At 56.9% G+C, this 14,855-nt stretch carries 12 protein-coding genes; 10 read left to right on the top strand and 2 right to left on the bottom strand.

Features of this window, described 5'->3' with window-relative positions; translation table 11 throughout:
• Window positions 1-3: 3 nt before the first annotated feature.
• Window positions 4-921, bottom strand: a complete 918-nt coding sequence (locus tag IEW06_RS08700; RefSeq protein WP_188548071.1) for a flavin reductase family protein — start codon at window positions 919-921, stop codon at window positions 4-6.
• Window positions 922-986: 65 nt separating this feature from the next.
• On the opposite strand from IEW06_RS08700, the gene IEW06_RS08695 reads away from it, so the two are divergent.
• Window positions 987-1,538, top strand: coding sequence for an RNA 2'-phosphotransferase (locus IEW06_RS08695; protein ID WP_187732184.1), 552 nt, complete (start codon window positions 987-989; stop codon window positions 1,536-1,538).
• Between the two features lie 22 nt (window positions 1,539-1,560).
• On the opposite strand, the gene IEW06_RS08690 is transcribed toward IEW06_RS08695, so the two are convergent.
• Entirely contained in the window at window positions 1,561-2,118 is a 558-nt protein-coding gene (locus IEW06_RS08690) for a hypothetical protein (protein ID WP_187732183.1), read from the bottom strand.
• Window positions 2,119-2,152: 34 nt separating this feature from the next.
• Here IEW06_RS08690 and IEW06_RS08685 point away from each other — a divergent pair, with 34 nt between their 5' ends.
• The 9 genes from IEW06_RS08685 to acs all read left to right on the top strand — a co-directional run bounded on the left by IEW06_RS08685 (window position 2,153) and on the right by acs (window position 14,819).
• On the top strand, window positions 2,153-3,079 hold the full coding sequence (locus IEW06_RS08685; protein WP_187732182.1) for a M28 family peptidase: 927 nt from the start codon (window positions 2,153-2,155) through the stop codon (window positions 3,077-3,079).
• A gap of 160 nt (window positions 3,080-3,239) precedes the next feature.
• Window positions 3,240-3,662 (top strand): IS1/IS1595 family N-terminal zinc-binding domain-containing protein, encoded by a 423-nt coding sequence (locus IEW06_RS08680; protein WP_187311425.1) that lies wholly within the window; start codon window positions 3,240-3,242, stop codon window positions 3,660-3,662.
• 134 nt (window positions 3,663-3,796) lie between these two features.
• Window positions 3,797-5,302, top strand: coding sequence for a hypothetical protein (locus tag IEW06_RS08675; protein ID WP_223284562.1), 1,506 nt, complete (start codon window positions 3,797-3,799; stop codon window positions 5,300-5,302).
• Window positions 5,303-5,397: 95 nt separating this feature from the next.
• Window positions 5,398-6,891 (top strand): MFS transporter, encoded by a 1,494-nt coding sequence (locus IEW06_RS08670; RefSeq protein WP_187732181.1) that lies wholly within the window; start codon window positions 5,398-5,400, stop codon window positions 6,889-6,891.
• Window positions 6,892-7,096: 205 nt separating this feature from the next.
• Entirely contained in the window at window positions 7,097-7,318 is a 222-nt protein-coding gene (locus IEW06_RS08665) for a hypothetical protein (protein WP_229743078.1), read from the top strand.
• Window positions 7,319-7,464: 146 nt separating this feature from the next.
• On the top strand, window positions 7,465-10,263 hold the full coding sequence (locus tag IEW06_RS08660) for a sensor histidine kinase (RefSeq protein ID WP_188548069.1): 2,799 nt from the start codon (window positions 7,465-7,467) through the stop codon (window positions 10,261-10,263).
• 87 nt (window positions 10,264-10,350) lie between these two features.
• Window positions 10,351-10,734, top strand: coding sequence for a response regulator transcription factor (locus tag IEW06_RS08655; RefSeq protein ID WP_187732180.1), 384 nt, complete (start codon window positions 10,351-10,353; stop codon window positions 10,732-10,734).
• A gap of 194 nt (window positions 10,735-10,928) precedes the next feature.
• A complete protein-coding gene (locus IEW06_RS08650) occupies window positions 10,929-12,863 on the top strand; it encodes a propionyl-CoA synthetase (RefSeq protein ID WP_188548067.1) in 1,935 nt (644 codons plus the stop codon).
• A 45-nt stretch (window positions 12,864-12,908) separates the two neighbouring features.
• Window positions 12,909-14,819: an acetate--CoA ligase gene (gene acs, locus IEW06_RS08645; protein ID WP_187732179.1), complete on the top strand. Its 1,911-nt coding sequence runs from the start codon at window positions 12,909-12,911 to the stop codon at window positions 14,817-14,819.
• The last annotated feature ends 36 nt before the right edge of the window (window positions 14,820-14,855 follow it).

Genomic DNA, 14,855 nt, shown 5'->3' with positions numbered 1-14,855 from the left:
TATTCAGACAAGCATCAGCACCTTCCAGGCTTCAAGCAACCGGCCTTCTTCCAGAAGCTTCTTGCCCAGCAACTCCAGTTGCTGGCGTTGCTCCTGGGGGGCTTTTTCGTATTTGCTAAGCGTGTAGGCTACCATTGGGTCGTGGCGGTAGGCTTGTATTTCATCAGTGGTTGGTAGCGCAGTAGCTTCAATATTGCCCAGGCGGCCCAGGTTGTTGCCGGTTAGTATATCGGAGTTGCGGATATGCTCGGGCAGCTGGTCGATGCCGATGCCCATGTTGCGGTTGGGCTTGGGCACTTCAAACAGGCTGCTGCCCGAGGCCCGGCAGTACCAGTCGCCGCCGAGGCGGGCAATGGCGTCGAGCTTAAACGGGTCGATGCCGGTGCCGCTGGGCAGCACGATGTCCTCCCGAAAATGGGCCAGCACTACCCGACAAATGACCAGGTTACCGGCCCCGTTATTCTGCCCCAGCTCAATTACCTGCTCTACCACGCACTCGAAGGCCGCCGGCGCTTCCGCCACGCGCGGCGGCCGTACTTTCTGGCTGGGCAGCGCCGTAAAACCGGCTTTTACGAATTCATTCACGCCCTTTTCATACTCCGTGCTGGCCAGCGACATCTGCTCCACCATGGCGTAGTCGCAGATATGAATGACGACTTGCGGTACTTCCCGCACATTTTGCAAGGTGTGTTTCTGCGAGTTGTCGCGGACGCGGTTGGCGGGCGAAAACACCAGAATCGGCGGGTTGGAGCCGAAGCAGTTGAAGAAGCTGTAGGGGCTCAAATTCACGTTTCCTTCCGTATCTACAGTGCTGGCAAACGCCACCGGTCGCGGCGCCACCGCGCCTACCAAAAACGGGTGCAGCTCGGTGGGCTTTATCGTGGCCGGATCTATGGTGCGGAAGGAGGGAAGCGTGGACATGAAAGAATAATGGAGGACGATAAAAAAGCAATGGTAGCTTCGAGCTAGCAAACATAAACTACCTCATGCAGAATAAGGCCTTGAGCAAAACCCTGAGCTACGTGCTGCGCCATAAGCCCGAGGAATTTGGGCTCGCGCTGGACGCCCAAGGCTGGGTGAGCGTAGCCGAACTGCTTCGCGCGCTACAGAATCAGCGGCACGAAGTAACGCCAGAACAGCTAAACGAAGTAGTAGCCACCAACGACAAACAACGGTTCAGCTTATCCGCCGACGGCACGAAGATACGCGCCAATCAAGGCCATTCGGTAGCCGTTGATTTGGGCCTGACGCCAATAACGCCCCCCGAGCTGCTTTACCATGGCACGGCTACACGCTTTCTTGCTTCTATTCGAAAAGACGGACTAAGGAGCGGCAGTCGGCAACACGTTCATTTGTCTGCCGATGCAGTAACAGCCGAAGCTGTAGGACGCCGACATGGCAAACCCGTTGTACTTACCGTGCAAGCAAGCCGGCTACATAGAGCTGGGGGGCTTTTTTACCTCTCGGCGAATGGTGTTTGGCTGACGGAGGCGGTTCCTGCGGAATACCTGCAAGCGGAGGATTCATGCCGAATGTAAGGCCTCCCACATATTAGGCAGACTAATCATCATAGTGCCACTCACGGCTTCTGCTATCATAGCTAGCTTCTACCATGATGCCCGCATAGTACCGGAGTGAGTAATTCTGAACAGCTAAAGCGTCAGTTGAGTCGGGCTGGAGGTAGTAAGTAGTATAAACAAAGGGCCTTCCCTTCAATAATCCCATGGGTGTGGATGGAACCTTTTTCAACTGTCGCGGCACCAGTTGCTCCAGTGCCCCAGGATAGCGGCCGTGCTTCTTTTGGTAGATATTAACCTGTTGAATAATGGTGTCAGCGCGGCGATGGGTTAGGTGATCTTGCCAACTCCAAATCGGTATCATTATAAGGAAACTGAGAAGGGCCGCAACTGCCACTGAACGGATGATACTACGTGTCATCACGGATAAATGTGATACCCAGAACACTGGGATCATAAAGTATACAAAGAGCAAAAATGGTATGCTAAATAATTGTAACATCATTAATATCGGCTCACTGACTTCTGTGTGCAGACACAGCATGACTGCCAGAATTATACCTATACGCTGTAAGGCAGCTCGGCTAATAGATAACTTCACGACTTATAGAGTTTAGCTAATACTTGCGCAGTTTATGCATTTCCGATTATTCTTTCTAATTGCCCTGCTTAGCAACCTTTCGGCATACGCAACGGCTGCTCCAGCCACCGCCGACACCGCCCGTTTGCGGCAGCATATACAGGCCTTGGTTAATACGCCTGAGCCCCGCAACTACCTGCATCTTGCTTCCTTGAATCAGGCCGCGAGCTACATCGAGCGGGAGCTAACCGCCGCAGGTGCCCGCCTCAGCGACCAGCCTTACGAGATTGGGGGGCAAATCTACCGCAATATCATTGCCTCCTTCGGCCCCGAGAACGGGCCCCGCCTCATCGTGGGTGCCCACTACGACGTGTGCGGCGAGCAGCCCGGCGCCGACGATAATGGTTCGGGCGTGGCTGCCTTGCTGGAGCTGGCGCGGTTGCTGAGGCAACAGCAGGATATGAAGTATCGCATTGATCTGGTGGCGTATACCCTGGAAGAGCCGCCCTTTTTCCGGACCAAAAACATGGGCAGCTACATCCACGCCAAATCTCTGTATGACCAGAAGATCCCCGTGCGCGGCATGGTGGCACTCGAAACGCTCGGCTACTACGACGACCACAAAAACACGCAGGATTACCCCGTCAGCTTGCTGAGCTTAGTGTATGGTACCCGCGGCAACTACCTGACCGTGGCCCAGAAATTCGGGAATGGACGCTTCGGGCGGCAGTTTGCCCGGCATTGTCGGCAAGTGGCTGCTTTGCCTGTCAAGCGTTTCAAAGCGCCCGCCTTGCTGCCCGGTATCGACTTTTCCGACCATCTCAACTACTGGCAGTTTGGCTATTCTGCCGTGCTGGTTACTGACACCGCTTTCTACCGCAACAAGCACTACCACGAGCCCACCGATACCCTTGATCGGCTCGATCTGCGCCGCCTGAGCTTAGCAGTAGATGCGGTTTTGGCGGCGTTGTTAAGCTCGTGAGTCGAGGCAGGTATTCTTATGTGTTGCGCTGGTTATGAGAAACTTGTAGACTGCTGGCAGACAGTTATAAATAGATTGGTTTACTATGTAATTAGCTAATCTGATATATCTTTACTAAATAGATATAGCTTATACTTTTTCTGCCTGAGAAAAGCCCCCTATGACAAAGCCATCCTGCCCCAAATGCGATACCACAGAGGCTACAAAAAGTGGGGTTGTGGGCGGCAGGCAGCGTTATAAGTGCAAGAATTGTGGCTACCACTTCTCGGTAGCGAAGGTTGGGCGGGAAATCAATTCCTACTATGTAATCAAGGCGCTTCAATTGTACGTGGAGGGAGTTAGCTACCGCGAAATCGAGCGCCTGCTGGGCGTAAGCCACGTGAGCGTGATGAACTGGGTGAAAAAATACGGCGTAAAAGCCCCTCGCCAGACTGACTACCACCCTACGTATAAAATACTGAATCAGAAGGAGCTGGCGGAGTTTTTTCAGGACCCGCAGCAGCTGAAAGGAGCAGGGCTGGTAGTCACGGAGCTAGGCGATAAGTACATGATGATTCGTTGGGAACGGTTTAAAGGGGTATAGAGCTATAGCACTTAGCGGAAGTATAGCAAGGGTGTGCTTTCGCTGCGAGGATTTTCCTACTTGGTTGGGCCGAACCGGAGAATCGCTCTGGTTTCGGGTAGATGTTCCCACACTTCTTACCCATCCAAGACCCTATGCGAACCGCCCGTTACGCGTTGGCCATCAGTGCCTTATTGTCTGCCGCTGGAGCTTCAGCCCAGGTACAGCCCCCACCCGTTGGCGGACAACCCGCCCCGCCGCCAGCAGCGCCGGCCCCCGCTCCACCTACGCCCACGGCCACGGAGTCTGTGCCATACGGGGCGGGTATGAAAGTGCCCTTATCGCCCGATGGCTCTAAGTATCTGCGTTTTATCACCTGGCACCAGGTCTGGACGCGCTACACGGAGAATAATACCGGCACCTTGCGCGCGCCCAACAAGCCCCAGAGCGACCAGATTGATTTTGCCCTTCGCCGCTCCCGCTTTATCGTGCTGTCGCAGCTGAATCCGCGGTTTTTGGTTTACACCCACATCGGTATCAATAACCAAACAGCCGTGAGTGGCGGCGTGGCCCCGGCTACCGACGCCAAAAAGCCGCAGCTTTTTGTGCACGAGGCGGTAGTGGAGTACAAGGTGAACAAATACCTGAATCTGGGGGCCGGTATGCACTACCAGAACGGGCTTTCACGCATGACGCGCTCCAGTACCATCAATTACCTCACGCTGGACGCGCCGCTCACCAACTGGCCTACCATCGAAGCCATCGACCAGTTTGTGCGCGGTATCGGGGTGTACGGCAAGGGCCGGATTGGCAAGCTGGATTACGTGCTAAGCGTGAACGAGTCGTTCCTTACGAATCAGACGGGGGCGCTAAGTACCCCGTTGGGCTTGGGTACTACAGTAGGCACGGGCGCGACCGCCGTAAATACGGGTACCAATACCGCCCAGTATAATCCGCAGGGCACCGACCACGTCTACCAAGGCTATTTCAGCTACGAATTCCTGGATCAGGAGGCCAACCTTCTGCCCTTCAACGTGGGCACTTACCTGGGAACCAAGCGGGTATTCAACATTGGGGCAGGCTTCTTCTACAACAACGACGGCATGGTGTCGCGGCCCACGAGCAGCATCGTAAATGGCTCCCAGATTGCCGATCCCAACAACATTCAAACGACCAAAAGCGACATCGCGCTGTTCTCGGCCGATGTGTTTTTTGATACGCCCATCAACAAGGAAACCGGTACCGCCTTTACGCTCTATGGGGTTTATTACAACTATAATATGGGCCCCAACCACGTGCGGTTTATCGGAGCTTCCAACCCCGGCTACGGCACCGATGTTCGCCGTGGCAATGCCGTGCCCCACTCCGGTACCGGCAATGTAGGCTACCTCCAGGCCGGCTATCTGCTGCCCACAAATCTGCTGGGGCCGAAGCTGCGCGTGCAGCCATACGCTTCCCACTTGCTGGCCAACTACGAAGGGCTACGCCGCTCCAACGGTGAAACCAGAAACGTCAATATTTTCGATGCGGGGGCCAATTTCTACATCGACGGACACAACGCCAAATTCACGCTCAACTACCGCGCCCGGCCCGACTTCACGAACATCAACAACCTGAACTATCGGCCCGAAATCACGCTCCAAACCCAAGTATCCCTTTAATACGCTGGTGCAGCCGGCCGCTTTGACAGCGTGCGGATTCCCTCCAAACTCCATCGATACTTCCCTATACTCCACAACATAACCCCCCAATCAGCATGGAAAATACTGTTAATCCCGGCTACGGCGCTGTCGCGGATGCGCCTGTAGAGCACGATAATAACGCCGTATCGGAAAGTAAAATCTGGCAGGTTATTACGGCCTCCTCCGTTGGTACCGTCATCGAGTGGTACGACTTCTACATCTTCGGCTCTCTGGCGGCTATCATCGGGCCGGTGCTGTTTGGCACTACGGGCAAGATCGAGGACACCATTCTGGGTACGCTGGCCGTCTTTGGAGCGGGCTTCATCGTGCGGCCTTTCGGAGCAGTGTTCTTCGGTCGCATCGGTGATATGATTGGCCGCAAGTACACCTTTTTGCTTACGCTGCTGATCATGGGTGGTGCCACGTTCATCACCGGCCTCATTCCGAGCTATGACAAAATTGGTATTGCCGCGCCTATTATCGTAACGCTGCTGCGCTTGCTGCAAGGTTTGGCCCTGGGGGGCGAATATGGCGGTGCAACTACCTATGTGGCTGAACATTCGCCAGATAACCGTCGGGGTTACTTCACTTCCTTCATCCAGATTACGGCTACCGCTGGTCTGTTTTTGAGCATTCTGGTCATTATTATTACCCGTAAGAGCCTGGGCGAGGAAGCCTTCAAGGAGTGGGGCTGGCGCATCCCATTTCTCCTCTCCGGTGCCCTGGTAATTGCTTCCTACTATATCCGCCGTAAACTGCACGAGTCGCCTCTTTTTGCCAAAGCGAAGGCTGAAGGCAAAACCAGTAAGAGCCCATTGCGCGAGTCGTTCGTGAACCCTGTAAACCGCCGTTTGGTGCTTATTTCGCTGTTTGGCGCTACAATGGGCCAAGGCGTTGTATGGTACACTGGCCAGTTTTATGCCTATTCCTTCATGCAGAACGTGCTGAAGCTTGACCTCATCGACGCCAGTATTGTACTGTGCGCGGCCCTGCTGCTGGCTACTCCGTTCTTCGTGTATTTTGGCAGCTTATCGGACCGCATCGGCCGCAAGAAAATCATCATGATGGGGCTGCTGTGCGGGGCACTATTTACCATCCCCATTTTCTACGGCCTTAAAGCCTTCGCCGGCCCGCTAACAGAAGTGACTGCCGCTACCGTAGATGCCACCGGTAAAGCCGTACCTGCCGTGATGAAGTCGCTGAATCCCAACCTGATGGCCATGACTGCCCTGACCTTCTGCCTCGTCCTGTTTGTGACAATGGCCTACGGTCCGATTGCGGCTTACCTGGTAGAGCTGTTCCCTACCAAAGTGCGCTACACGTCGCTTTCCTTACCTTATCACATTGGTAATGGCGTGTTTGGTGGCTTTGTGCCTTTCATTGCTACGGCGCTTACCCTGTGGGCCGCTACCAAGCCCGAGGGCACTATATGGAAAGAATACAGCAGCTTTGCCGGCCTGATTTATCCGGTCAGCATTGCCCTGATCTGCTGGGTTATCGGGCAGGCGCTGATGAAAGACGTGCGCAACGTGCGCCTCATGGAGGAAGGCTCCGGCAGCACGCACTAAGAATTCGATAACAGGACGCCCAGCGCTGTTAACGTGTAAAAGTCCGTCGGGCCAGTGGCACGGCGGACTTTTTAGGTTGGGTGAGCAGACCTAACTAGTGTCTGGGGGGCATTTATCAGCGAATGCGTACATTCTACCCGCATCCTTTTGCCTGTCGAGTAGGGCTGCATTTACAGGGTTTCACTTCAAATGTTTCTGGTCGTTTATGGCTTCCATGTCGCCCCAAGAGCAGGCCGAACACCGCCGCGGGCAGCGTCTGCTGTTTCTAGGTTTGCTGTTTGCGGTGCTGCTCAATTACCCGTTGCTGGCCGTTTTCGATCATAATGGTCGGGTGGGGGGCATTCCGGTGCTCTACCTCTATGTGCTGCTGGCCTGGGTGGTACTGGTGATGCTCACGGGCTGGCTGGTGAGAACAATTAACAAGTAACATTCAGCATTTAACACTGGGATGCTCGCGAATGAGCGCGTTGTTGGGTTGCCTTGACAAGCTGGCTGCGCCTTACTCAGGCTTTACACCAATTCCCTTATTCCTGCTTCCAGTACAGCTGTTAACTATTAATTGATAACGGTTAAATGAACCAACTGCTCATCATCGGCTTTTCTTTCGGCTACCTGGCTTTGCTTTTCGGCGTGGCCTACGCGGCCGAGCGCCGTTCGGCAGAACGCCGTTCGCTGGTGAGCAACCCCTACGTGTACGCCCTGAGCATGGCCGTGTATTGCACCGCCTGGACGTACTACGGCAGCGTGGGCCACGCTGCCAGCCACGGGCTGGAGTTTGTAGTTATCTACCTGGGTCCCACATTATTGGCTCCGGCCTGGTGGCTGGTGCTGCGCAAAATCATTCGCATCTGCCGCTTGCAGCGCCTCACGTCCATCGCCGATTTTATATCGGCCCGCTATGGCAAAAGCGCTTCCTTGGGTGCCCTCGTCACGGTGGTGTGCGTGCTGGGAATCATTCCTTACATCTCTCTGCAAATCAAGGCTATAGCCGCCTCGTTTAATATCATGACTCGGGGAGCGGCGGCAACCTCCATTGTAGCTGCGGGCGGGGAGGCGACCAGCTCCGCCCTGTACACCACGGTAGCGCTGGCCTTTTTTACCATCATTTTTGGGGTCCGCTCGGTGGAAGCCACCGAGCGCCACGAAGGCATGGTGCTGGCCGTGGCCGTGGAGAGTTTGGTGAAGCTCATCGCCTTTCTAGGCGTGGGAATATTCGTCACGTTCGGGCTGTTTGATGGCTTCGGCGACGTGTTTGAGAAAGCGGCCGCCGAGCCGGCCCTGAGCCGCTTGTTTACGCTGGGCGGGGCGGGCACCAGCGCTACGCAGTGGCTCACGCTACTCATGCTCAGCGTGTCGGCCATACTGCTGCTGCCCCGGCAGTTTCAGGTGTCGGTGGTCGAAAACGTGAATGAGGACCATTTGCGCAAAGCCATGTGGCTGTTTCCGCTCTACCTCATCGTTATCAACCTGTTTGTGCTGCCCATTGCGTTCGGCGGCGTACTGCTCTACGGCGGCCGCGGCCTCGACGCCGATACGTTTGTGCTGGCCTTGCCCCTGAACGCGGGCCAGCGCTGGCTGGCCATGTTCACCTACCTGGGGGGCTTATCGGCGGCCAGCAGCATGATTATCGTCGAGACCATCGCCCTGAGCGTGATGATGAGCAACAACCTGCTCATGCCATTGCTGGTGCGCGTGCCCGCCGCCCGCTCCGAGGTGCGTACGCATTGGTTTGCTTACCTGAGTCAGGTGGCGCTGCAAAGCCGGCGGCTGGCCGTGATACTGGTGCTGCTGCTGGCCTATGGCTACTATATTTTTGTGGGCCATTTGCTGCCGCTGGTGAATATTGGGCTGGTGTCGTTTGCGGCGGTAGCGCAGTTTCTGCCCGTGGTGCTGGGAAGCCTGTACTGGAAAGGCGGCACCCATCAGGGCGCGACGGCGGGCATTCTGGGGGGCTTTCTTGTGTGGTTTTTCACCCTTGTCATGCCCACGATGGTAGGGCCGGGGCTGCTGCCCGAGAGCCTGCTGACCGAGGGCTTGTTCGGGCAAAGCTGGCTCCGGCCTTTCGCCTTGTTCGGCCTCACTGACCTGGATTATCTCTCGCACGGACTCTTCTGGAGCTGGTTTTTCAATGTGGGCCTCTACGTAGGGGTTTCGTTGGCGGGCCGGCCCACGGCCTTGGAAGAGCGCCAGGCCGATGTATTCGTGGACGTTTTCCGCTACCGCACCGTATTTGAAGGCCCCAGCGGCTGGCCCAGCTCGGCGGCTCCGCTGCCCGATCTGCGGGCTTTGCTCACCGGCTTTCTGGGAAAAAAACGAACCGCCCAGGCCCTGCACGCCTTCTCCGAGCGCTTCCCCGATGCCGACAACCAATTGGCTGACACAATTGCCCCCCAAGCCGATCCGCGCTTGGTAGCCTATGCCGAAAAGCTGCTGGCCGGTAGTATCGGCCCGGCCTCGGCGCGGCTGCTGCTGTCGTCGGCGGTGGGGGTGGAGGAAATCAGCTTCGATAATGTGGTGGGCATTCTGAAGGAGTCACAGCAGGTAATGGAAGCCAACCGCCAGCTTCAGAAACAGTCGCGCCAGTTGCAGCGCCTCACCGACGACCTGCGCGACGCCTACTCCCAGCTTCAGGAGCTGGACATGCGCAAGGATGAGTTTCTGTATACGGTCACGCACGAGCTGCGCACGCCGCTCACCAGCATTCGGGCTTTGTCGGAAATCCTGAGTGATAACCCGGAAATTGAGGAGGAAGAACGCCTGCGGTTCCTGCACACTATCACCCGCGAGTCGGAGCGCCTGAGCCGCCTGATTACGCTGGTGCTGGACCTGGAAAAGTACGAATCGGGCAAGGCCACGCTGGACTACGGCCCCGTGGATGTGGCCGAGATTATCAACGACGCCATCGAGTCGGTGGGCCAGCTGATGCGCGACAAGCACATCCGGCTCGATGTGGTGGTGCCGCCGAATCTGCCGCTGCTTTCTGGCGACCGCGACCGGCTGATGCAGGTGTTGGTCAATCTGCTGTCCAACGCCATCAAATCGTGCCGCGCCGATGGTGGGGGGCAAATTAGCGTGCTTACGGAAGTCGTGGGCGAAGCCTTGCGCATCAGCGTGCTCGACAACGGCAAGGGCATCGATCCGGCCTATCACGAGCTGATTTTCGATAAGTTTTTTCAGGCCAAAAACCAGACTACCCGCAAGCCCGAAGGCTCGGGCCTAGGCCTGGCCATAACCAAGAAAATTGTGGAGCTGCACGCCGGCCGGATCTGGGTGGAAAGCCGGCCCGACCAGGGTGCCCGCTTCTCTATTGAGCTGCCGGTTTCGGCGGGTAGCAATGCGCCGCAGCCAACCCCCACCGGCACCCAAACCTAAGATTAAGTAACCGCAAACTACATAAGCCCACGGTGCGGCCAGCCTCCGCTTTTACCTCGATTTCCGCTCCCGATCTGTCTTTTCTATATGAAACAGCCCCGAATCTTAATCGTTGATGATGAACCTAATATCGTGATGTCGTTGGAGTTTCTGATGCGCAAAAACGGCTACCACGTCAGCATCGCCCGCAATGGCACGGAGGCTCTGGAAGCCATCAACCAAACGGCTTTCGACATTATTCTGCTGGATATTATGATGCCCGATGTGGATGGCTACCAAGTGTGCCGCCACGTGCGCGCCCACCCCGATCGCCAAGGCACGAAAGTGATTTTCCTGAGCGCCAAAAGCAAGGAGGCCGACGTGCAAAAAGGCTACGAAGCCGGCGCTGACCTCTATATTCCCAAGCCCTTCAGCACGCGCCAACTGGTAAGCAAAGTGCAGGAAATGGTAGCTACCGCCGCCGCTGAGTAGGAAAATAGGTGTAAAAGAAATGTCATGCAGCAGCATATAACACCAGAACGTCATGCAGAGCGGAGCGAAGCATCTCGCGTGCTGATGTCTGAGTACTAATCCTGATAAACACGCGAGATGCTTCGCTCCGCTCTGCATGACGTTCTGGTTAGTAAGTTAATCCCACTCAATCGGAAGAGTAATAACTCACTCCCATGAAAAATGCCCCCCAACCGTCTGCTTACGCTGCTGCCCACGCGGCCAGCCTCGCCGACCCCGCCGCCTTCTGGGCCGCGCAGGCCCGGCAACTGACATGGTTCGATGAACCCCAGGAAATCCTGTCGCAGGACGAAAACGGCTTCTACCGGTGGTTTAAGGGCGGCATGCTCAACACCTGCTACCTCGCCCTCGATCATCATGTTGAAACAGGGCGCGGGCAGCAGGTGGCGTTGCTTTATGACTCGCCGGTGACCCAAACCAAGCGGCGCTACACGTATGAGCAGCTGCTGGAGCTTACGGCGCGCTTCGCCGGCGGGCTGCGCGATCTGGGCGTGGGCAAAGGAGATCGGGTCATTATTTATATGCCCAATGTACCGGAAGCGGTAGTCGCTATGCTGGCCTGCGCCCGTCTGGGGGCAGTGCACTCCGTGGTTTTTGGCGGATTTGCCCCCCACGAGCTGGCCATACGCATCGATCATGCCCAGCCAAAAGTTATCGTGTCGGCCTCGGGCGGAATCGAGATTGACAAGATTATTCCCTACAAACCTCTGCTCGACGAGGCTATTGCGCTGGCCACTCACAAGCCCGATTATACGGTGGTGCTCCAGCGCTCCTTCGTGCAAGCCGACATGCAATCTGGCCGCGACCTTGATTACCAGGAGCTGCTCACGGCCAAACCTCAGGCTTGCGTGCCCGTGCACGCCACCGACCCGCTTTACATCCTGTATACCTCCGGCACCACCGGCAAACCCAAAGGCGTAGTGCGCGACAACGGAGGCCACGCCGTGGCCCTCAAGTACAGCATGAGCGCGATTTACGGCCTGGCCCCCGGCGAAACTATGTTTACCGGCTCCGACATTGGCTGGGCCGTGGGCCACAGCTACATCGTGTATGGCCCATTGCTGCATGGCTGCACTACAATTCTGTTTGAAGGAAAACCCGTTCGCACGCCCGATGCCGGCACCTTTTGGCGTATAGCTGCTGAATACGGCGCCAGTGTGTTGTTCACAGCCCCAACCGCCATTCGGGCCATCAAAAAAGAAGATCCGGAGGGCAATTGGGCTAAACAGTACGACCTGAGCCGCCTGCGCTACCTTTTCCTGGCCGGAGAGCGCTGCGACCCCGCTACGTATGAATGGGCCGCGCACACGTTGGGCGTACCCGTGATTGACCATTGGTGGCAAACCGAATCGGGGTGGCCGATGCTGGCTACGTTAGTTGGCCTGACGGAAATGCCCCCCGCACGCGCCGGGAGCGCCGGCCACCCAGTGCCGGGCTACGATGTGCAGATTCTGGACGAGGCCGGCCACGAGGTGCCCGCTGGCACTACCGGGCTGGTCGCAGTGCGCCTGCCATTGCCTCCCGGCTGCCTGCCCACGCTCTGGCAGGATGATGAGCGGTTCCGCAAATCTTACCTGACGACGTTTCCAGGCTACTACCTCAGCGGCGATGGGGGCTTCCGCGATGCGGAAGGCTACCTTTTCATTATGGGCCGGGTAGATGACGTGATGAATGTGGCCGGCCACCGCCTCAGCACCGGCGAGATGGAAGAGCTATTGGCCGCCCATCCGGCCGTGGCCGAATGCGCCGTGCTAGGCATTGCCGACGAGCTGCGGGGCCAGCGGCCCATCGGCTTGGTTGTGCTGAAAGATGGCCAATCCATTGCGGAGGATGCCCTGGAGCAGGAATTGGTACAAGTAATTCGCTCGCAGATTGGTGCGGTTGCCTGCTTCCGGCAGGTGCTCGTAGTAAAGCGTCTGCCGAAAACCCGGTCGGGCAAAATCCTGCGTAAAACCATGCGTCAGCTTGCCGACGGCGACCAGTTCACCGTACCTTCCACCATCGACGACCCTCTTATCCTGGACGAGATTCGGGCCGGGCTGGAGCGGCGGGGGATAGGTGTGGCTTTTGAAAAAAATGAAGCAATGTAAGCCCTACTAGAACAATACTTCCAACCAAATAACACTCTCCCTACTATGCCCACTCAACATTCGCGCATCCGCACCTTCGAAGAATATACCGACGCCTACAAACGCAGCGTCGAGAACCCCGAGCAATTCTGGGCAGACGTGGCCGAGCCCTTCACCTGGCGCCGCAAGTGGGATACGGTGGTCAAAGCCGACCTAGTAGGGGGACACAATGAATGGTTTAGCGGCGCCAAGCTCAACATCACCGAAAACTGCCTCGACCGCCACCTAGCCACGCGCGGCAACAAGCTGGCGCTGATATGGGAGCCCAACGACCCCAAAACTCGCCAGATTCGGTACACCTACCGCGAGCTGCACCAGGAAGTATGCAGATTTGCCAACGTGCTGCACAATAACGGGGTGGAAAAAGGCGACCGGGTATGTATTTATATGCCCATGATTCCGCAGCTGGCTATTGCCGTGCTGGCCTGCGCCCGCATTGGGGCGGTGCACTCGGTGGTATTTGCTGGCTTTTCCGCCACCGCCATTGCCGACCGCGTGAACGACGCTCAGGCTACCACCGTGCTCACGTCCGATGGCCTCAACCGCGGCGCCCGCCAGATTCCGGTGAAGCGCGTGGTAGACGAGGCGCTCGAAACCTGCCCCAGCGTGCGCCGCGTGATTGTGGTTGAGCACCTGGGCTGGCCCGTGCACATGGAAGAAGGCCGTGATGTGTGGTACCACGAGGAAGCATTGGAAGCAGAAAAGTCCTGCCCGGCCGAGGAAATGGACGCCGAGGACATGCTTTTTATCCTCTATACCTCCGGCAGCACCGGCAAGCCCAAAGGCGTGGTGCATACCCAAGCCGGCTATATGGTGTGGGCTGACTACACGTTTCGCAATGTGTTTCAGGTGCAGGAAAACGACATATACTGGTGCACCGCTGATATTGGCTGGGTCACCGGACACAGCTACCTGCTCTATGGCCCGCTCTTGAGTGGCGCCAGCACGCTTATGTTTGAGGGCGTACCAACTTATCCTAGCGCGGGCCGCTTCTGGGAAGTAATTGACAAGCACGGCGTGAATATCTTCTACACGGCCCCAACCGCCATCCGGTCGCTGATGGCCACGCCCCTTGATAACGTGCTCAGCTACTCCCTCGATTCTCTCCGCATTCTGGGCACCGTGGGCGAGCCCATCAACGTGGAAGCCTGGGATTGGTACCATACCCACGTGGGCAAGGAGCGCTGTCCCATTGTGGATACATGGTGGCAAACCGAAACCGGCGGCATCATGATTTCGGCGCTGGGGAGCATTTCTCCACTCAAACCGGCCCACGCCGGCCAGCCCTTGCCCGGCGTGCAGCCCGTGCTGCTAACCCAGGAAGGAAAGGAAATTGAAGGCAACGAAGAGGAGGGCTATTTGGCCATTAAGTATCCGTGGCCGGGCATGATTCGCACCACCTACGGCGACCATGAGCGCTGCCGCCAAACCTATTTTGGCGCTTACCCCGGCTACTACTTCACCGGCGACGGCGCCCGCCGCGATAAGGACGGACTGTACCGCATCATCGGCCGCGTCGATGACGTGATCAACGTATCGGGCCACCGCTTTGGTACGGCCGAAATCGAGAATGCCATCAACGAAAACGCCTATGTGGTAGAGTCGGCGGTTGTGGGGTACCCGCACGATGTAAAAGGGCAGGGCATCTATGCCTTCGTTATTTGCGGCGAGCCCGTGAAGCCCAACCAACTGTCGCATGTAGAAGCCAGCATTATTGAAACCGTGGTGGCCGAAATCGGTAAAATTGCTAAGCCCGACAAGATTCAGATTGTGTCGGGCTTGCCCAAAACGCGCTCCGGCAAAATCATGCGCCGCATTCTGCGCAAAGTGGCGGAGGGCGAAATCAGCAACCTCGGCGACACCACCACCTTGCTCGACCCCGGCATCGTAGAAGAAATTATTGCCGGAAAGAAGTAATAATGCTTTAACTCAGGTTAGGTAACTCCATAAAAA

This window comes from Hymenobacter qilianensis (genome assembly GCF_014638675.1).
GTDB lineage: Bacteria > Bacteroidota > Bacteroidia > Cytophagales > Hymenobacteraceae > Hymenobacter > Hymenobacter qilianensis.
The sequence above is the reverse complement of the archived record's forward strand: the minus strand, read 5'-3'. Positions and strand labels throughout refer to the sequence as shown.